Source organism: Agarivorans sp. 2_MG-2023, assembly GCF_030548085.1.
Lineage (GTDB): Bacteria > Pseudomonadota > Gammaproteobacteria > Enterobacterales > Celerinatantimonadaceae > Agarivorans.
This window is the reverse complement of record NZ_JAUORQ010000008.1, coordinates 137596-155396: the sequence shown is the minus strand read 5'-3', so window position 1 is coordinate 155396 and position 17801 is coordinate 137596. Positions and strand designations below refer to the sequence as shown.

The following is a 17801-nucleotide window of genomic DNA, read 5'->3' as shown; positions in this document are numbered from 1 at the left end:
AATTAAAAAGAGTAGCCTACACGTAGCTGAAGCATGTCGTAGTCACGTAAGTTCGATTCACCAGGAGGGCGAGATAGATTATCATCCGCATCATTCGATGTAGAACGATATTCACCGCTTAGTGACCAGCGTGGGCTAAACTCATAGCGCAAATAGCCGCCATACAACAAACCAAATGCAGTGTGGTAGCGATTACTCATTTGCCCGCCTGCATACGCCCCAAAATAAAGCTGTTCAAACAAACGATAACGAGCATCTACGGCCTTTAAGTACCAGTAAGAGTTTTGCGCTTCAAAATTAGATAAGTCACCAATAAAACCTGCGCCAAAACCTAATTGGAAGTTATCAGAAAACACTCCATGAACTTCAACAGCTATGTCACTGGCGAGTACTTTTTCAGTATTGTTACCAACGCCAACCTCCTGCACGCCTAAACCTAGGTTAACCGAAGGGATAAACTGTGTATCCTTCAGCGATAGTGGCTCAGCATAGGCACTGCCAGCGAAAATGAATGTTATAAGTGCTAACAGTCTACAAATGATATTGTGCATATACTCTTCCATAAGAATCTTTCGACGTATCACGACCAGCTAAGAAACCCGCAGCAACATCGTAACCAAATAAATTAAAGCTATACATCATATCCAGCTCAAAACCAGGGCTATAATCCGAATAGTAACTATCATTTTTAATGTAACGCAAAGTAGTAAACAGTTGTTCCTGATTGCTTAGCATACGCTCGTATTTAAACGAGAAGGCGTTAGCACCAACGCCTTCATTAATGTCTTTACGGTTACCGGCCCCCCAATGCCCCATTACATTGCCATTATTGGTAAAGCCATTTTGATACATCCAGTGGTTATACCATTGAGATTGCCAGCTATTCCATTCAACTCTCAACGAAGACTGCGAAGTTAACATGGGTAAATAAACGCCTGCTCCCATAGTTATATTTCCGAGCTCATAATCACGATCGTTTGCAGTATCTTCGCCACCATACTCAAAATATACACTCATCGGCTGACCAACATCGATGTTAAAACGACTTTGGATGCTCATCAACTGATTGCCCCAAGCGTCACCGTTTGCATTACTTTGAACACACGTTGGGCACACTAAAGCTTCAAGTATGTCTGACCAAGAGCGATCAACGCCATCACCGCCATATTGGAGATTACGAGTTATACCTATTTGCCACCAATCCACCGGCATAAGAGATAATTGGAAACTTAAAAGCTCCGGTCGATCTTGGCGACACTCCCCCTTAACACGTATACAATCAACTTCTTCCAATTTGCTGTAAAACAATTCGTACTGGAAACGCCAAGGTGTAAGCGGCTCAGAATTACTTAAGGTGATAGACGGAGAAACCTGAGCATGGGTGCTCATTAGCATAGACGAATCATTAAAAGGCGAGTACCAATGCTCTCGCATTCCTACGTCTAACTGCATCCAGTCAAAGCCTAAGGCGACAAAGGTTTCAGTCGGATTTAATTGATTTGCTTGAGTGTAATGAGCACCTAATGAAGCTGCAGCCCAGTCGGTGGCACGCCAATGACCGCGTATACTTGCCTGAAAATTATCTTCAACTTTCTGACCTCGAGCGTTGGCTAAACTTTGCTCGCCATGACCTAAAGAAAGCTCTACATTCGCATCGGTAAGCGCCCAATCTTGCTCGTAACGCTTCAAATAAGTATCAATGCGCGCATATAAGCTAGGGTAAGCCTCCGTTATTTGTTCTGCGTAATGACGAATTTGATTGACCGGATAAGGTCTTTTTAAACCAGGGGCGGAAGTAATAGTGACTAATTTTTCAATATCAGATTCAATGCCTGCATTTTGATTTAGAGGCAAATACAACGATACTTGCGCATAGCTACTAAAGCCAACAAATAACAAGCTTAGCCAAGCTAACGTTGGCAGCCTTAATCGTGTAAGTGTGAGAAGCAAGAGGAAATTCCTTTTAAATTAAGCTTATAAGAATCGTTTACTGAAGTGCAACGCCGAAGCGATCACTTTATCCATGTCGTAGTATTTATATTCTGCCAAACGGCCACCGAAATGAACAGCTTCAGTGCCTTTACTCAATTGGCGGTAGCGTTTATACAATTGCATGTTTTTATCATCGTTCACTGGGTAGTAGCGCTCCAAACCCTCGCGCCATTCCAGTGGTGATTCTTCTGAAATCACTGTGTGTTTAGTATCAGCATCCAACGCAAAGTGTTTATGCTCAATAACCCGAGTATAAGCAACTTCTTTATCAATATAATTAACTACTGCGTTTCCTTGGTAATTATCTTGCTCCAAGCGCTGCGTGTTAAAGTGCAGAGAACGGTAGTCTAATTTACCAAAACAAAAATCATAATAAGCATCAATGGGGCCGGTATATACCACCTCTTTTGCAAGTGTTTGATAGTGAGCTTTCTGCTTCAAGAAATCAGTATTCATTTCTACATCAATCCCAACTAAAAGACCTTCGATTAAGGGGTTATACCCATCTACAGGTATCCCTTGATAAGTATCGTTGAAGTAGTTGTTGTCAAAAGTAAAACGCAGAGGAAGTCGCTTAATGATAAAGGCGGGTAAGTCTTTACAATCTCGCCCCCACTGCTTCTCTGTATACTCTTTAATCAGCAATTCATAGATATCTTTGCCAACCAACGCAATGGCTTGTTGTTCAAGATTTTGCGGTTCACCTCTCACCCCCCTTCGCTGCTCTTCAATTATGTCCAATGCTTGTTTCGGCGTTTTAACCCCCCAAATCTGAGCAAAAGTATTCATATTGAAAGGTAAGTTATAAAGCTTTCCTTTTGACAGCGCTAACGGCGAATTTGTAAAGCGATTGAAATCCACAAAACCATTAACAAAATCCCACACTTCTTTATTACTGGTATGAAATATGTGGGCGCCATATTTGTGTACTTTGATGCCATCGTTGTCTTCACAATAAATGTTGCCCCCTAGATGATGACGTTTTTCAACGACCAGTACATTTAAGCCTTGTTGCTTAGCTTTGTAGGCTGTGACCGCACCAAATAAGCCTGAACCAACTACAAGCAAGTCATAGTTCATTGGATGCCTCTTACAAACGGCTTTTCGTCTAAGGTAATAGTGGGTACTTCGAGATATTTAAGTTTAGTCTCTTTTAACAGCCAAACATCAATCAAGCGTTCCGACACAAAACCAAAAACACGTTGTTGGTAAAGCGTTCGGGATGCCATATCAAGACGCTGCTCAAGAGTAAACAATATTGGGAATAACCAAGAGCAATAGCTATCAAATATGCTTTTCGGCGCAATGAGCATGTTTAAGCCATGGTACTCACCAGAAGCCATAGCTTGGTCAAAGTAAAACACCGAACTAACATCAGTATCTTGAAGAACCTCTCGAACCAACATTAAATCAGCCAAGTCATGATGCTTCCTGTAATGTGCAGCAACGCTAGAGCCCAGCTTCATCGGTCGAGGTAGAATCAAATCATAGCCTTTAGCAAACTGCTGCCTCCAAACTTCTTGCGGGTACGCCTTATCCTTTAACAAATACTTTAAAATCCCTCGATACTCTTTAATTACAAAGTAACGTCGATAATGGGAGATACCCACAACGTCCTCGTTTGTATGCTTCCACAAAGCATAAAGAGCAGTTAACTCGCAATAGTAAGCATTTTTGTCTGCAATATTATTAGCATAACTAGAATCATGATGGGTATCGCTAGCCATTGTTTCACCAACATATATTGGTTGATACCCTAAAGCATTTGGAAGTTCAAAAGGCTTATGAGATACAACATGCATAGTCATTTGCGAGTTACTTCCTTGAAATTTTAACTAGCGCCAATCTAAAATCACTTTACCACTCTGTCCTGAGCGCATTGCGTCAAAACCTTGTTGAAAATCATCAACAGAGTAGTGGTGAGTAATAATGAGGCTTAAATCGAGGCCAGATTGTACCAAAGATGCCATTTTATACCATGTTTCAAACATCTCTCTGCCATAAATACCTTTAATCACAAGGCCTTTAAAGATCACTTGGCTCCAATCAATGCCCATGTCGCTAGGGGGAATACCCAACATAGCTACTTTACCGCCATGGTTCATTAGCTCAAGCATTGAGCTAAAGGCACTGGGCACACCAGACATTTCAAGGCCTACATCGAAACCTTCAGTCATTTTAAGCTCAGCCATGGTGTCGTTAAGTGATTGCTTAGCCACGTTCACTACTCGAGTTGCGCCCATTTTTTTGGCTAACTCCAAACGGTAGTCGTTTACATCGGTGACGACCACATGACGCGCGCCCACATGCTTACAAATGGCTGCTGCCATTACGCCAATTGGCCCTGCACCTGTAATCAATACATCTTCGCCCACTAAGTCGAAGGACAAAGCACTATGTACGGCGTTACCAAAAGGGTCAAAAATAGCCGCTAAATCATCACTAATTTCATCGGGTAACTTAAAAGCATTTACTGCTGGTATCACTAAATATTCAGAAAAACAGCCGGTGCGATTAACACCCACACCAACGGTATTGCGGCATAGGTGGGTACGCCCACCGCGGCAGTTTCGGCAATGGCCACAGGTAATGTGCCCTTCTCCCGAAACGCGATCGCCAATAGCAAAACCTCTTACTTCTTGGCCTATTTCAACTACTTCTCCTGCATATTCATGGCCCACCACCATTGGCACAGGAATGGTTTTTTGTGACCACTCATCCCAATTGTAAATATGTACGTCGGTGCCACAAATCGCTGTTTTATTAATTTTAATCAGTAAGTCGTTATGACCAAGCTCTGGCATCTCAACTTGAGTCATCCAAATGCCTGGCTCTGCTTTGGTTTTCGCTAAAGCCTTAATGCTCATGCTATTACTCCAAGCTCTTTACCTACCTCGGTAAAGGCTTTAACCGCATGGGCTAATTGTTCTGGCGTATGTGCCGCAGAAATTTGCGTACGAATACGCGCTTGACCTTTAGGTACCACAGGGAAGGAAAAACCAATCACATAAATACCACGTTCTAGTAATTTGTCAGCAAAGGTGCTTGCCAGTTTGGCATCGCCTAACATCACTGGAATAATCGCATGATCAGCGCCCGCAAGGGTAAACCCTGCCTTGCTCATTTCGGTTCTAAAGTAGCTAACATTATCCCAAAGCTGCTTACGCAGAGCATCGCCTTCGGCAAGTAATTCCAACACTTTTAAAGACGCACTCACAATTGATGGTGCTAAGGAGTTTGAAAACAAATACGGACGCGAGCGCTGACGCAACCAATCTATCACCTCTTTTTTGGCAGACGTAAAACCACCCGAAGCGCCACCCATAGCTTTACCTAAAGTTCCGGTAATAATGTCGACTCTATCCATCACTTGATGATATTCATGGGTACCGCGACCTTGCTCACCAACAAAACCCACGGCGTGAGAATCATCTACCATCACCATCGCATTGTACTTATCCGCTAAGTCACAAATGCCGGGGAGCTTGGCAATGACTCCATCCATTGAAAATACACCATCGGTGGCGATAAGTTTAAAACGTGCACCTGCTGCATCGGCTTCTTTTAAACATTGCTCTAACTCAGCAAGGTTGTTGTTGGCATATCTAAAGCGTTTCGCTTTACATAAGCGAACACCGTCGATAATAGATGCGTGATTTAAAGCATCGGAGATAATGGCATCTTCAGGGCCCAGCAAGGTTTCGAATAAACCCGCATTGGCATCAAAGCATGAAGAGTAAAGAATGGTGTCTTGCATACCCAGAAATTCGCTCAAGCCTTGCTCTAAGCGCTTGTGAATATCTTGAGTACCACAAATAAAACGCACTGAAGCAGCGCCAAAGCCGTGGCTATCTAGGCCATCTTTGGCTGCTTGAATAAGCGCTGGAGAATTGGCTAAACCTAAATAGTTATTGGCACAAAAGTTAACTACTTGACCTTGGTCAACCGCAATAGAGGCTTGCTGTTGCGAACTAATGACCCGTTCACTTTTATATAAACCGTCATCTTTAACTTGTTGCAGTTGCTGTGAAATGAATGCTGAGAAAGCGGCTGTCATACCAAACCCTATTTAAATCCAGAAAATTAGCTGAATTATAGTGCTTTATTTGGCAAATACAGCCTTTAATCTCAATTAAAAACTATTCGCTGCGTTCAGCACATTTTACGTAGTGATCATACAAGCGCTGATAAATACTCATAGACTCTTCGGTAAAGTAAGGCCTTAAGGTAAACAGTATTTTTAGTACTCCTTGGTAGAGCCGAGGCTTAGTAATTTCGCCCCCCTTTAACTGCGCACTTTGATAGCCGATCCACGCGCCAATAATGAACTTAACGCTGTCTGCCAACTCAGCCATAGTTGCGTCATCACCATTAATAAAGCGGCTTTCTTTTAACTGCAGCAAAATATCTCGACTCCAGTTAGACAATTCTAGCTGCATGTTTTGGTACTGTGTTTCTAGCTCTGGGTCTCGCGCCAGTAATTCCAATAAGTTGGCGTACATAAAGCGAAAGCGCCACATTAACTCGAAACTGGCGTCTAAATATTGGGTTAAATGATCAAGGCTCAGTAACTGGTCGGCATGCGGCCTAAAGCTGTTTTCTAATTGCTCCACATACAATTGAAAAATACTGCGGATAATCTCTTGCTTGTTACCAAAGTGGTAATACAAATTGCCAGGGCTAATGCCTAGCTCTGCCGCGATATGATTAGTAGTAATTTGGCGTTCGCCACGTTCATTGAAGAGCTGTAAAGAAGTGTGAATGATTTTATCTTTAGTTTTCATTTGGCTAAAAAGTTCTCCGTTATACTACTGTGATACCTGTAAACGCTGCCAAAATCCAGTTTTTCTTCGCTAGCTTCTGCTGTTGAGGCAATTGCTATTCCCCTCGCCACAGCATAAAATCCTTAGATTAACGGCAATTTTTGGAATGGTAGTATTATGATTATCGTAACAGGTGGGGCGGGCTTCATTGGCGCCAATATTGTAAAGAGCTTAAACGAGCAAGGTCATAACGACATTATTGTGGTTGACGACCTAAAAGACGGCACCAAGTTTGTTAATCTTGTCGACTTAGAGATTGCCGACTACCTCGACAAAGACGATTTTATTGCGCGTGTGGTATCAGGTGAAGACATTGGTGCTGAATATGGCCAAAAAATCGAAGCCATTTTCCATGAAGGTGCGTGCTCTGCCACTACCGAGTGGGACGGTAAGTACATGATGGAAAACAACTATGAGTACTCAAAAGAGTTACTTCATTATTGTTTAGATCGCCGTATTCCTTTCTTATACGCCTCGTCTGCAGCCACTTACGGCGATACCGATACCTTTATTGAAGAAAAGCAGTACGAAGGACCGCTAAACGTTTACGGCTACTCAAAACTACAATTTGATAACTACGTTCGCCGTTTATTACCAGAGATTGAATCGCAAGTCGTTGGTTTCCGTTACTTCAATGTATATGGTCCACGTGAGCAGCACAAAGGCAGTATGGCGAGCGTTGCTTTCCACTTAAACAACCAGGTAAACGACGGACAAAACCCTAAGTTATTTGAAGGTTACGACGGCTACGGCAATGGCGGGCAAAGTCGTGATTTCGTTTATGTTGGCGATGTTGTAAAAGTAAACCTTTGGTTCTGGAAAAATCCTGAACAAAGCGGCATTTTCAACTTAGGTACAGGCCAAGCAGAACCCTTTCGATCAGTAGCCGAAGCGGTGATTAATTATCATCAGAAAGGTGAGATTGAATACATTCCTTTCCCTGATCACTTAAAAGGTCGCTACCAAAGCTTCACTCAAGCCAATATTGATAAGCTGCGTGCCGCAGGTTACCCAGACGCCTTTAAAGATGTAGCGCAAGGCGTTGCCGAATACATGAAGTGGCTAAACAAGTAGTTCTCAAAACCAATGGGAGCAACAGGCTCCCTTTTATTTAGGTAAACGATGAAGATTTTGGTGGTGGGCCCCTCTTGGGTGGGCGACATGGTGATGTCGCAAAGCTTGTACAAAGCGCTTAAGCAACTGCATCCACAAGCTCAACTTGATGTACTCGCCCCAGATTGGTGTCGTCCAATGTTAGAGCGCATGCCGGAGGTAGATAACGCTCTACGTATGCCTCTTGGCCATGGCGATTTACAATTAGCGGTTCGCTGGAAGCTAGCCAAACAACTCAAGCAAAGCCACTACGACTGGGCAATCACTCAGCCGAACTCACTTAAAGCTGCATTAATACCTTGGTTTGCTGGTATAAAACAACGCACTGGTTGGAAAGGCGAAAGCCGTTATGGCTTGCTTAATGATTTACGCAGCAACAAGCAGGCTTTCCCGTTAATGGTAGAGCGCTATGTTTCGCTAGCTCATCCAAAAAGCAACATGACCTCAGCAGAAGCCCTACCAAGCTATGGCCACCCAGCACTAGCCGCAAACATCAACAATCAACAACAAGCGCTAGCACAGCTAAAGCTTAACACTCAACAGCCAATACTTGCCCTATGTCCAGGAGCTGAATTTGGCCCAGCCAAACGCTGGCCAGAACAACACTACGCTCAAGTAGCTGCCCATTGGATTGAACAATACCAAGGGCAGGCATGGATCTTTGGGTCAGACAAAGACCAAACGGTAGGTGAGCAAATCATTGAGCATTTGCCAAAAGCCTTACAAAGCCATTGCCACAACCTTGCAGGTAAAACCAAACTAGCGGAAGCCATTGACCTAATGGCCTTAGCAAAGTTAGCAGTCAGTAATGATTCAGGGTTAATGCATATTGCCGCGGCACTGCAACTTCCCTTAATCGCTGTTTATGGCTCTTCGTCGCCACAATATACGCCGCCACTTACCGATAAAGCTGAGATTTTACATACCGATATTGAGTGCAGGCCATGCTTTAAGAAAACGTGTCAGTTTGGCCACTTAAAATGTTTAACGGAGCTAGCTCCCGAACGAGCGATTTCCGCTATAGCTAAACTTCTTAATTAGCTACACTTATCCCCATTAGCCGTTTAAAAGGAATCTGATGAGTTCTAACACTCCAGTTATTTCAATAATTTGCCCGTGTTATAACGAACAAGACACCGTAAGCTTATTCATTAACACCATGCTACCAGAGCTAGAAAAAACCGAGCTAAGCTTTGAAATAGTATTTGTTAACGATGGCAGCACCGACCAAACCTTAAGCCGGCTAAAAGCCTTGCAAGCAGAGCATACGGGTGTACGAGTAATTAACCTTGCCAGAAACTTTGGTAAAGAAGCGGCGCTAACAGCAGGTATCGATTTATCAAAGGGCGAGGTGATTGTCCCTATCGATGTTGACTTACAAGATCCCCCTGAACTCATTCACGACTTTATACGCGAATGGAACAACGGATTTGATGTGGTCGTCGCCAAGCGTATCGACCGTACCAGCGATAGCTTTGCCAAAAAGCTTAGCGCTGAGCTGTTTTACAAATTTCACAACAAAATCTCACATGTAAAAATCCCCGAAAATGTTGGTGATTATCGCTTAATGACTCGCCGAGTAGTCAGCGCCATTCAACAAATGCCTGAAAACCAACGATTTATGAAGGGCATATTCTCTTGGGTAGGCTTTAAAACTAAAATTGTAGAATACAAACGCGACCCTCGAGCTGCCGGTGAAACCAGTTTTAACGGCTGGAAACTATGGAATTTAGCCTTAGAGGGCATCACCAGTTTTAGCACAGCACCACTGCGTATTTGGTTATACATTGGTTGCCTTATCTCGTTCTTGGCTTTTATTTATGGCAGTTTAATTGTCGTTAAAACGTTAATTTATGGCATCGATGACCCAGGTTACGCCTCAATAATTACCATTATTTTGTTCCTAGGTGGCATTCAACTGATCGGCTTAGGGGTGATGGGGGAATACATTGGGCGCTTGTTTATGGAATCAAAACGCCGCCCCATTTACATTATTGAAGAAGATAACTGAATATGGCGTCTGCGCTTAACAAACTTCTTAGGCTAAGAATTGTGCGATATGGACTTACTGGCGGTGTAGCCACCCTGATTCATTTTTTCTTAGCGCTATTAGTATTAAACTATTCTCCGCAAGCCTTTGCCGTAGCCAATTTCATCGGTTTTAGTTTAGCCTTTGTATTCTCTTACCTAGTACAAACTCGCTGGGTGTTCCAAAAAAGTATCGCCATTAATAATGCCATGCGATTTTTTGTGGTTCAGCTGGGTGCTTTATGTCTTTCAGTTTGGCTTTCCTCGCATATAACCCAGTACCCCAACTTTGTAAAAGTGGCAGTGGTGATTGTTATGCTACCCGCTATTACCTTTGTTATTCATCGCTTTTGGACGTACTCCAAAGCAGACACATCCAAACAACTATAAAATGAGCTTAAACGTGTCCTTAAACCTGTTTATCGAGAAAAACTTTAAACCCATTTATTGGTCCATTTTTATTTGCTCAGTAGTATTGCTGCTGCTTTATGCAAGTAATCAAATATTAACCGGCGACCAAACCCAAATGTTAATTAAGGGCTATTTGGGTGCCTATCAAGGAACCTGGTTAAGCTATGGTAATGCCGCTAGTGTTGTAGGTAACGTACCCGGTTCTTTATCTACCCTTTTGGTCGGGTTGCCGCTGTTAATATGGAACTCCCCGTGGGCGCCAATGTTATTACTGCCTATAATTCGCCTCATATCATTCTTTCTTTTTGATCACGTTATTAAACAATGCTTTAGCCCAGTCGTAAGAATTAGTTTTGCCGTATTATACCTCCTCAATCCGTGGTTTTTGTTTGATAGCCTAATCTACAATCCGGCCTATTTGTGTTTCTTTGCGGCACTGCATTGCTGGACCGCATTTAAAATGCGTGAACAACACTCGTTTATTTGTAGTTTTTTGCATGTTTTAGCCATCGGTTTGGCAATGCAAATACACTATTCATGGCCTATTTTAGCCGCCATGTCTGCTTACCTTTATTACCGTGGCATTATCAAAGTAAGCTGGTGGGGATTAATAGCCGGTGGAGTAGCTATTTTAGCCAGCTTGATCCCTTACTTTATTGAAATGCAACACAACACAGGTATTCAATCTCAAGGTACAGACCGCTATTTGGCCTGGGGAGCAGTGCATGTTTACCCGGTACTAAAAGCAGCATTGTATTGGTTACGCTATAGCTCGTTTTTGTTTACAAACCGCATTATCGTTGATGCAGACTTTCTTTGGTTAAGCGACACAGCTTGGGTTAGAACGGTTATCGATTATCTATGGCAAGGCCTGCTGTTTACTATCGGTGGTCTAACCGTAGTAAGCTCTTGGGCGATAAACAGAAAGGTTTGGCGAGTTATCAAACCTCATTGGCGCTCACGTTCAACAATCAGCTTATCATCTGCAGATTGGCTTATGCACTATGCCTTTTCGGCCTTTATTGGCATTATTATTTCGGCGATGTTGTCGCCGATTATCTTTTCATATTGGCATTTAATTATTGCCTTTGGTTTCGCGTTGTTTCCAGTGCTTTACTATGCCGAACACTGGCAAACTAAAAGGCCAGAACGCTTGGCACTAGTCACCTGTGTAGTGGCAGGATATTTTTTAGTGGTTAACTTAGTGGCTAGCCATGATAGCAATAAGTTTTCTTACTTAATTGGCTATCAAGAACAAGTTGAGGCATATCTTCTTGAGGAAGGCTTAACTTACCAAGAACTGCTCGAGAAAAAATAAGTTTTCCTATGATGATGCGACTTATCTATAGCTTCTTACTGATACCTTTACTGCCCTTGGCTATGTATAAGCTCTACTGGCCAAAAGCGGGCAAACCTAATGTAGGTAAACGTTGGGTTGAGCATTTTGGTTTTGGTAAAAAAGTTAGCAATGTCGACCTGTGGTTCCATGCCGTTTCTGTCGGGGAAGTCATTGCCGCCACACCGTTAATTAAACAACTGAAACAACAACACCCAGCGTTACATATTCTTATTACCACCACCACTGCAACGGGTGCAGAGCAAGTTTCCGCTAAGCTCGGTGAGCTAGTAACTCATCGCTACGCGCCGTTTGATTTATGGCCATGCATCAAACTTTTTATCCACAAAAATCAGCCTAAAAAGCTCTGGATTATGGAAACCGAGCTTTGGCCGAACTGGCTAAGCGTGTGTCAGCAACATCGTATTCCGGTGTCATTAGTCAATGCACGCATGTCAGAGCGCTCTTGCAAACGCTATTTACGTTTTTCAGGTTTTAGTCAGCGCTTGTTCGCGAAACTTAGTTTGGTATTAGCCCAACACCAAGATGATGCCCAGCGCTTTAACCAATTGGGCGTTGCGGCTGCAAATCTGCAAGTTAGTGGATCGATTAAATATGATTTACCGACTACAGACTCCCTAATGCAGCAAGCGGCTGATACTCGCAAAAGCTTATTCGCTGAGCGTTTAGTATGGATAGCGGCTAGCACCCATAAGGGTGAAGACGAGCTTGTTCTCGACGTGATGCAACAAGTTCGCAAGCAATTGCCCGATAGTTTGCTCATTTTAGTGCCTCGCCACCCAGAACGCTTTGATCAAGTGGCAGAGCTAATCGCAGCCCGAGAGCTATCTTTCGCTCGACGTAGCCTGCAGCAAGTCCCCAATTCTAATCAAACAGTGTATTTAGCCGACACTATGGGGGAAATGATGCTGATGTATGGTTGTGCTGATACAGCATTTATTGGTGGCTCACTGGTAAAAATAGGCGGCCACAATTACTTGGAAGCCGCAGCCATGTGCTTGCCTTGTGTGGCAGGTGAATATGACTTCAATTTCTCTGATATTAGCCAACAACTACAAGCTTGTGGCGCCTTAAAACTAAGCGCTGACAACGAACAGCTGGCCAATTGGATTAAAGCATGGCTCAGTGATGAAAACGCTCGAAAAAAAGCAGGTGAGGCAGGCCTTGGCATTGTTAAACAAAACCAAGGAGCTTTAGCGCGTAGTTTAGATGCCTTGCTTAATCATTAAAGCGCTTGTTTATAAGCTGCTAGCAGGTGCTGCCAATCAGACTCTAACCAATGGCAATAGCCCGGCTTAGCTTGTTCTTTCTCCAGTGAGCGATAAAAGCGAGCAATGTTAGCCTGTTGCCATTTTTTACGCGGCCGGCACAGTCGACCATTATCAAAATCGATTAACCATACCTTTTGCTGATCATCAACCATAATATTACGCAGATTGAGATCGGCGTGATAAACCCCAGAGCGATGAAACAATGCAATGGTCTCGCCTATTTTTTGCCATAAGCTTAATGGTAAACGTCGCTCACTCAGCATCTGCGCTAAATCTCTTGCGCCACTAATCCGCTCAAGAATAAGATCGGCCTGAAAAGTTAAGCCAGTGCGCTTTACTCTACCCGCAACAGGCACCGGAGCAGGCAACTCCAGCGCTTGTAATTTCATCAGCAAGGCAAATTCTTTCCACACTCGGCTTCTATGCAAGCTGGAATAAAAATAACGATCGTTGCTCAGCTTAGAGACTAAACCACCACGGTGGTAATGGCGCAGTACAAACTCTCGATGCTCAAAACGGAAAAACAAGGTTTTACCTCTACCAATTGCTTGGCCCACTACCGCTCTATTTTGCTGCCAATGGCGCGCTTCAAAATAAGCGTCGCTTACTTGTTGCCACACGGTAGAGTTACAGAATAGCCAGCCGTCGGGAGTTTTTTGTTTTTCAATCTGCATAGTTTTCGCTTGTGAAACAAATCCCAACAATTTTACATCGCGCACCGCAAAAAGCATAATACTTAAGAAAATCCGCCACTTTTAGCAAAATGACAACAAACCAGCCAGCCTTGAAAATTTGCATCCTGCGCTTATCCGCCATTGGGGATGTATGTAATGCGCTTGCAGTAGTGCAGCAGCTTCAACAAGCTCTTCCACAGGTAGAAGTAACCTGGATTTGCGGCAAAGCTGAGGCACAACTACTCGCACTGTATAGCGACATTACAGTTGTGGTATACAACAAAAAACAAGGCCTGAAAGGTTTACTCGCGTTAAGGCGACAACTGACGAATCAGCAATTTGATATCTTATGGCACATGCAAGCGGCACTAAGATCCAGTTTGGTGAGTTGCTGTATCAAGGCCAAACGGCGTATTGGTTTTGATAAAAGCCGAGCTAAAGACGGCCAATGGTTGTTCACCAACGAAAAAGTCTTACCCGCCAGCTCCCCTCATGTATTGGATGGCTTCTTGCAGTTTCTTTCACAGCTCAATATTGCTCCCAAGCCAGTGCATTGGCAGGTTCCTTTGAGCAAGCAAGATATTGAATTCGCTCAAGACTTACTAAACACTCAAGGTAACGATAAAGGCAAACATATACTTATATGTGCAGCAGCCAGTAAATCCTATAAAAATTGGACTCTTGAAGGTTATGTGGGCATTGCCCAACACGCCCTACAGCAAGGCTTTCAAGTCAGCTTAATTGGTAGCCCTGCTAAAAGTGAAGTGGCACTTGCCGAACACATTAATCAAGCCTGTAATCAACAACTCAATAACCTATCTGGGAAGACTTCATTAAGTCAACTTTGGGCCCTTATCGCGCAGGCAGATCTGCTAATATCTCCAGATACTGGACCGGCACATATGGCGGTAGCGGTGAACACCCCCGTGTTAGGTTTGTATGCCCACCATAACCCGCAACGCACTGGACCTTATCATTATCGGCACTATGTGGTGAGTGTATGGCAGCAACTTATCGAGCAAGAGCAGGGGAAGGCCGCCGATCAACTTAATTGGCGTAGCCGAGTAAAAGACCCAAACGCCATGCAACATATTACGCTCGATGCCGTTATCGAGATGTTTGAGACGATTAAACAAGAGCAACAGTTATGAGCGTAAACAAAGCCAGCATTAGCGCTATTATCATCACTAAAAATGAACAAGACAGCCTTAAAGATTGCTTAGAAAGCCTAAGTTGGGTTGACCAAATAGTCGTGGTGGATTCTGGTAGTACCGATGGCACCTTAGAACTCGCTAAACAATATACTCAAGACGTATACAGTAATACTGAGTGGCCAGGGTTTGGCAAACAAAAACAATTGGCGCAGAGCTACGCCACTAGTGATTGGATTCTTGCGATAGATGCCGATGAGCGCATCGACCACACCTTGCGCGAGAATATCGAAAAAATGCTAGAAAACCCACCTGCCGATACCGTGTTTAACCTTAACGAACTGACCTGGGTATTTGGCCGTTTTCTTAAACACTCCGGGTGGTATTACCGCCACGTGCGCTTATACCCGCGTGAACTCACCACTTACAACGACAATCTAGTGCATGAATCCGTCATTGTGCCAGAGGGTACGCAAGTGGCTGAGTTAGATGGTGATATCCTGCACTTCTCCTATCGTAACATTGAGCACTACCTAGTGAAGTCCGCTGGCTATGCCAAGGCTTGGGCCGACCAACGCGAGGCGCGAGGTAAACGTGTTACCTTAGGCCAAGGAGTGTTACATGCCATTGGCTGTTTTGCCAAAATGTACTTACTCAAACGTGGCTTTTTAGATGGTAGAGCGGGCTTTTTAATCGCCGTATTATCAGCCCATTCTACCTTTGTAAAATACGCTGATTTATGGGCAAGACAACACGATAGTCATTACCGAAAGTAACTTATTCTAGGCCGATCTCGGCCAAAAGTTCGGCGGCGTTAATCGCCGCTAAATCACTTAAGTTCACTGCGTGCTCTCCTAAACAGCCGTATTGGGCAATATTAGTTACCGTAAATAAGCCCACACAATGCGCGCCTGCTGAACTGGCCAAATGCAAAGGACCAGTATCACCACAGAAAAACAAGGGAACTTGTTGTAAAAAAGCAGCAAGCTTTCTCAAATCGCCATTTGAATAAGTAAAATCAGCATCTGTTAGCGGCTTCACTACATCCGGGCTGAGAATCTCGATAATATTAATTTGATTGCCATAATGTTGCTTAAATTTGGCCAACAGAGTCTGCCAATCTTGATCAGCAATCACCTTCGCACCACGTGCGCCCCTAAAATAGGCTAAGCAAGGTTTACTATTATCTTCACCTATCAACTCAACTAGCTGGTCACGCGCTTGCTGTTGTTCCACATCGCTTAACACTAAGCGAGCATAATAATCACTAGGCTCCGCGTCGTGCAGCTGTTCTAGCAGCTCCATACAACCCAACGCATAGTGCTTATAACGCCCTGTCTGTTTAAAAGTATGACTACATACCGCCTTATTTACTTTATCTTCAAAGGCAAATACGTTTTTGCTGGTTGTTAAGGCGGCTACAATTCTGTCACTAGAGCCGCTGTAAGGTATAAACACAACATCATAAGTTTGTTTACGCAAAGCTCGCATGGTGCTAAAAAATCCACCTAGTGTTTTTAAGCCAAATTGTGAATAGTGGATTTTGCTTAGGCCTAAGTTCTCAAACACTTGTCCCTGCCAAGGATCAGTGAGCAATAGCTCAACCTCTGCATCGGGATACATTTCGACCACTTTGTTTACGTAGGGCAGCAAAAAAAACATATTGCCGATACGTTTATTGTTGCGAACAATCAACACCCGCTTGACTTGTTTGGGGGTCAGTATTTCTTGTTGTCGACCTTTGCGACCGCCAATCAGTTTTAGAAAACCGGCTTCTAATGCCACCGAGTTATTACGGCGCTTGGCGTCAAACTGGCGTAACGCGGTGCGAATTTTTTTAGTTATGCTCATCGATTTATTCTACCGGATCATTAGCGTGTAGCTTTTGCCACCAAAGATTAATTTTCACTGCTGAGTCACTCACATTAATTAAACTCATATCTTCCTGAGTTAGCTCACCAGCAGGTGGAGAAAACGAAATATGTCGACCGGCACTATTAAGAGGTTGCCAGCGTAGCGGCGTGGCACTGCGTCTGCTTGGGAAAAAACCTACCGTAGGTATATCTAACGCACCTGCGATATGCAGTGGCCCAGTGGAACCAGCAATAAACATATCTGCACAAGCCAATACTTCACAAAAGGTAGTAAGGCCTTCTTCAGAAAAGTACAGCTGATGTGAGACTTCGGCTTTTGCCAATTGATTCACCAGATCTTGCGCTGCTACCAACTCTCCGGGGCCAGCGGTAATCACAAAGTGTAGGTCTAGATTAAGCTTAGCTAAGCAATCAATTAAACTAAAATACTGCTCCACACTTAAATTATTGGCTGAGCCGCCACTGCCAATATGCACCATCACCATGGGCTGCGATCCAGTAAATTCGCTACTTTTACGCGCCTCTATTTGTGCGGGCGAAAAAGACAAGAAAGGCGCGTCTAAGGCTTTAGCGTCGAATTGGTGTTTCGCTAAGAAAGCCTTGGCTAAATCGAGATTATATTCAAATTCGGGTTTACGTGATTGAGAGCGGCGCTGTTTTACTCGCTGAGTAAATAAGAACTGAGCCAACTTAGTGGCGGGTGCACAACGGTGCTTAATACCCGCTCGTGCACCTAGCCAAGCATTGCGCATAGTCGAGAACAAACACAAGTAACCATCAAACTGCTGCTGTTTAACCTGCTGTAACAAGCTTGCTTGAGCCTGGCCATCAGCCTCTGCTCCACAGTCAATAATCACCTTATCGATCCAGGGACATAACTCTGCCAAAGGTGCCGTATAACTGGGCACCAAAGCACTAATTTCACAATTGGGTAGGGAGTTTTTCAGTAAAGCAAAACTGGGCCATGCCAACATGAAGTCGCCAATTTTATCGTTCCGCACTACCAACAGTTTTTGCATTTTTTTACCCCAATGACCAAGCTTGCGCATTGTGACCAATCTTGCAGGTATGCTCAAGAATTTTCCCCAATCGATTGAGCGGGTTATA

At 43.8% G+C, this 17801-nt stretch carries 18 protein-coding genes; 8 read left to right on the top strand and 10 right to left on the bottom strand.

The features are described 5' to 3' along the window. Positions 1-2 precede the first annotated feature (2 nt). The 7 genes from Q4549_RS13760 to Q4549_RS13730 form a co-directional block, all read right to left on the bottom strand. Positions 3-551 carry an outer membrane beta-barrel protein gene (locus Q4549_RS13760; RefSeq protein ID WP_303552601.1) on the bottom strand — a complete coding sequence of 183 codons (549 nt, stop codon included), beginning with the start codon at positions 549-551 and terminating at the stop codon, positions 3-5. Beyond that, entirely contained in the window at positions 532-1950 is a 1419-nt protein-coding gene (locus tag Q4549_RS13755) for a capsule assembly Wzi family protein (RefSeq protein ID WP_303552603.1), read from the bottom strand. The genes Q4549_RS13760 and Q4549_RS13755 overlap by 20 nt, the downstream gene beginning before the upstream one ends. Before the next feature lie 24 nt (positions 1951-1974). Next, on the bottom strand, positions 1975-3072 hold the full coding sequence (gene glf / locus Q4549_RS13750) for a UDP-galactopyranose mutase (RefSeq protein WP_303552605.1): 1098 nt from the start codon (positions 3070-3072) through the stop codon (positions 1975-1977). Next, the gene (locus Q4549_RS13745) at positions 3069-3800 is read right to left on the bottom strand and encodes a DUF4422 domain-containing protein (RefSeq protein WP_303552607.1); all 732 of its coding nucleotides are present in this window, start codon (positions 3798-3800) and stop codon (positions 3069-3071) included. Before Q4549_RS13745 ends, glf begins: the two co-directional genes overlap by 4 nt. Before the next feature lie 27 nt (positions 3801-3827). Beyond that, complete coding sequence (tdh, locus tag Q4549_RS13740; protein ID WP_303552735.1) at positions 3828-4853, bottom strand: L-threonine 3-dehydrogenase; 1026 nt, start codon at positions 4851-4853, stop codon at positions 3828-3830. Positions 4854-4855: 2 nt separating this feature from the next. Continuing rightward, positions 4856-6049: a glycine C-acetyltransferase gene (locus tag Q4549_RS13735; RefSeq protein WP_303552609.1), complete on the bottom strand. Its 1194-nt coding sequence runs from the start codon at positions 6047-6049 to the stop codon at positions 4856-4858. An 82-nt stretch (positions 6050-6131) separates the two neighbouring features. Next, entirely contained in the window at positions 6132-6776 is a 645-nt protein-coding gene (locus tag Q4549_RS13730) for a TetR/AcrR family transcriptional regulator (protein ID WP_303552611.1), read from the bottom strand. A gap of 156 nt (positions 6777-6932) precedes the next feature. Between Q4549_RS13730 and rfaD the strand changes: the two genes are divergently transcribed. Genes rfaD through waaA form a run of 6 tightly spaced genes read left to right on the top strand, consistent with a single transcriptional unit; the run spans position 6933 to position 12953 of the window. Next, entirely contained in the window at positions 6933-7889 is a 957-nt protein-coding gene (gene rfaD, locus Q4549_RS13725; protein WP_303513357.1) for an ADP-glyceromanno-heptose 6-epimerase, read from the top strand. A 48-nt stretch (positions 7890-7937) separates the two neighbouring features. Next, entirely contained in the window at positions 7938-8969 is a 1032-nt protein-coding gene (gene waaF / locus Q4549_RS13720; protein ID WP_303552613.1) for a lipopolysaccharide heptosyltransferase II, read from the top strand. Between the two features lie 37 nt (positions 8970-9006). Then, the gene (locus tag Q4549_RS13715) at positions 9007-9939 is read left to right on the top strand and encodes a glycosyltransferase family 2 protein (protein ID WP_303552615.1); all 933 of its coding nucleotides are present in this window, start codon (positions 9007-9009) and stop codon (positions 9937-9939) included. A gap of 41 nt (positions 9940-9980) precedes the next feature. Beyond that, entirely contained in the window at positions 9981-10346 is a 366-nt protein-coding gene (locus Q4549_RS13710; protein ID WP_303552617.1) for a GtrA family protein, read from the top strand. Between the two features lie 13 nt (positions 10347-10359). Next, positions 10360-11685, top strand: a complete 1326-nt coding sequence (locus tag Q4549_RS13705) for a 3-deoxy-D-manno-octulosonic acid transferase (RefSeq protein WP_303557182.1) — start codon at positions 10360-10362, stop codon at positions 11683-11685. Positions 11686-11693: 8 nt separating this feature from the next. Continuing rightward, positions 11694-12953, top strand: a complete 1260-nt coding sequence (gene waaA, locus Q4549_RS13700) for a lipid IV(A) 3-deoxy-D-manno-octulosonic acid transferase (protein WP_303552621.1) — start codon at positions 11694-11696, stop codon at positions 12951-12953. Here the strand turns inward: waaA and Q4549_RS13695 are convergent. After that, a complete protein-coding gene (locus tag Q4549_RS13695; protein WP_303552623.1) occupies positions 12950-13669 on the bottom strand; it encodes a 3-deoxy-D-manno-octulosonic acid kinase in 720 nt (239 codons plus the stop codon). The genes waaA and Q4549_RS13695 overlap by 4 nt on opposite strands. Positions 13670-13779: 110 nt before the next feature. Between Q4549_RS13695 and Q4549_RS13690 the strand changes: the two genes are divergently transcribed. Then, on the top strand, positions 13780-14820 hold the full coding sequence (locus Q4549_RS13690; RefSeq protein ID WP_303552625.1) for a glycosyltransferase family 9 protein: 1041 nt from the start codon (positions 13780-13782) through the stop codon (positions 14818-14820). Further along, positions 14817-15596 (top strand): glycosyltransferase family 2 protein, encoded by a 780-nt coding sequence (locus tag Q4549_RS13685; protein ID WP_303552627.1) that lies wholly within the window; start codon positions 14817-14819, stop codon positions 15594-15596. Before Q4549_RS13690 ends, Q4549_RS13685 begins: the two co-directional genes overlap by 4 nt. Position 15597: 1 nt before the next feature. Here Q4549_RS13685 and Q4549_RS13680 read toward each other — a convergent pair whose 3' ends face one another. Both Q4549_RS13680 and Q4549_RS13675 read right to left on the bottom strand, forming a co-directional pair. Next, positions 15598-16671, bottom strand: coding sequence for a glycosyltransferase family 9 protein (locus Q4549_RS13680; RefSeq protein ID WP_303552629.1), 1074 nt, complete (start codon positions 16669-16671; stop codon positions 15598-15600). A gap of 4 nt (positions 16672-16675) precedes the next feature. Next, on the bottom strand, positions 16676-17713 hold the full coding sequence (locus tag Q4549_RS13675; protein WP_303552631.1) for a glycosyltransferase family 9 protein: 1038 nt from the start codon (positions 17711-17713) through the stop codon (positions 16676-16678). Positions 17714-17801: the final 88 nt, after the last annotated feature.

Excerpts from the sequence above, each read along its gene's own strand:
- Q4549_RS13685 (WP_303552627.1), top strand. The coding sequence starts at position 14,817 with ATGAGCGTAAACAAAGCCAGCATTAGCGCTATTATCATCACTAAAAAT.
- Q4549_RS13760 (WP_303552601.1), bottom strand. The coding sequence starts at position 551 with ATGCACAATATCATTTGTAGACTGTTAGCACTTATAACATTCATTTTC.
- glf (WP_303552605.1), bottom strand. The coding sequence starts at position 3,072 with ATGAACTATGACTTGCTTGTAGTTGGTTCAGGCTTATTTGGTGCGGTC.
- waaF (WP_303552613.1), top strand. The coding sequence starts at position 7,938 with ATGAAGATTTTGGTGGTGGGCCCCTCTTGGGTGGGCGACATGGTGATG.
- Q4549_RS13730 (WP_303552611.1), bottom strand. The coding sequence starts at position 6,776 with ATGAAAACTAAAGATAAAATCATTCACACTTCTTTACAGCTCTTCAAT.
- Q4549_RS13695 (WP_303552623.1), bottom strand. The coding sequence starts at position 13,669 with ATGCAGATTGAAAAACAAAAAACTCCCGACGGCTGGCTATTCTGTAAC.
- Q4549_RS13735 (WP_303552609.1), bottom strand. The coding sequence starts at position 6,049 with ATGACAGCCGCTTTCTCAGCATTCATTTCACAGCAACTGCAACAAGTT.
- Q4549_RS13680 (WP_303552629.1), bottom strand. The coding sequence starts at position 16,671 with ATGAGCATAACTAAAAAAATTCGCACCGCGTTACGCCAGTTTGACGCC.
- Q4549_RS13745 (WP_303552607.1), bottom strand. The coding sequence starts at position 3,800 with ATGACTATGCATGTTGTATCTCATAAGCCTTTTGAACTTCCAAATGCT.
- rfaD (WP_303513357.1), top strand. The coding sequence starts at position 6,933 with ATGATTATCGTAACAGGTGGGGCGGGCTTCATTGGCGCCAATATTGTA.
- waaA (WP_303552621.1), top strand. The coding sequence starts at position 11,694 with ATGATGATGCGACTTATCTATAGCTTCTTACTGATACCTTTACTGCCC.
- Q4549_RS13675 (WP_303552631.1), bottom strand. The coding sequence starts at position 17,713 with ATGCAAAAACTGTTGGTAGTGCGGAACGATAAAATTGGCGACTTCATG.
- Q4549_RS13715 (WP_303552615.1), top strand. The coding sequence starts at position 9,007 with ATGAGTTCTAACACTCCAGTTATTTCAATAATTTGCCCGTGTTATAAC.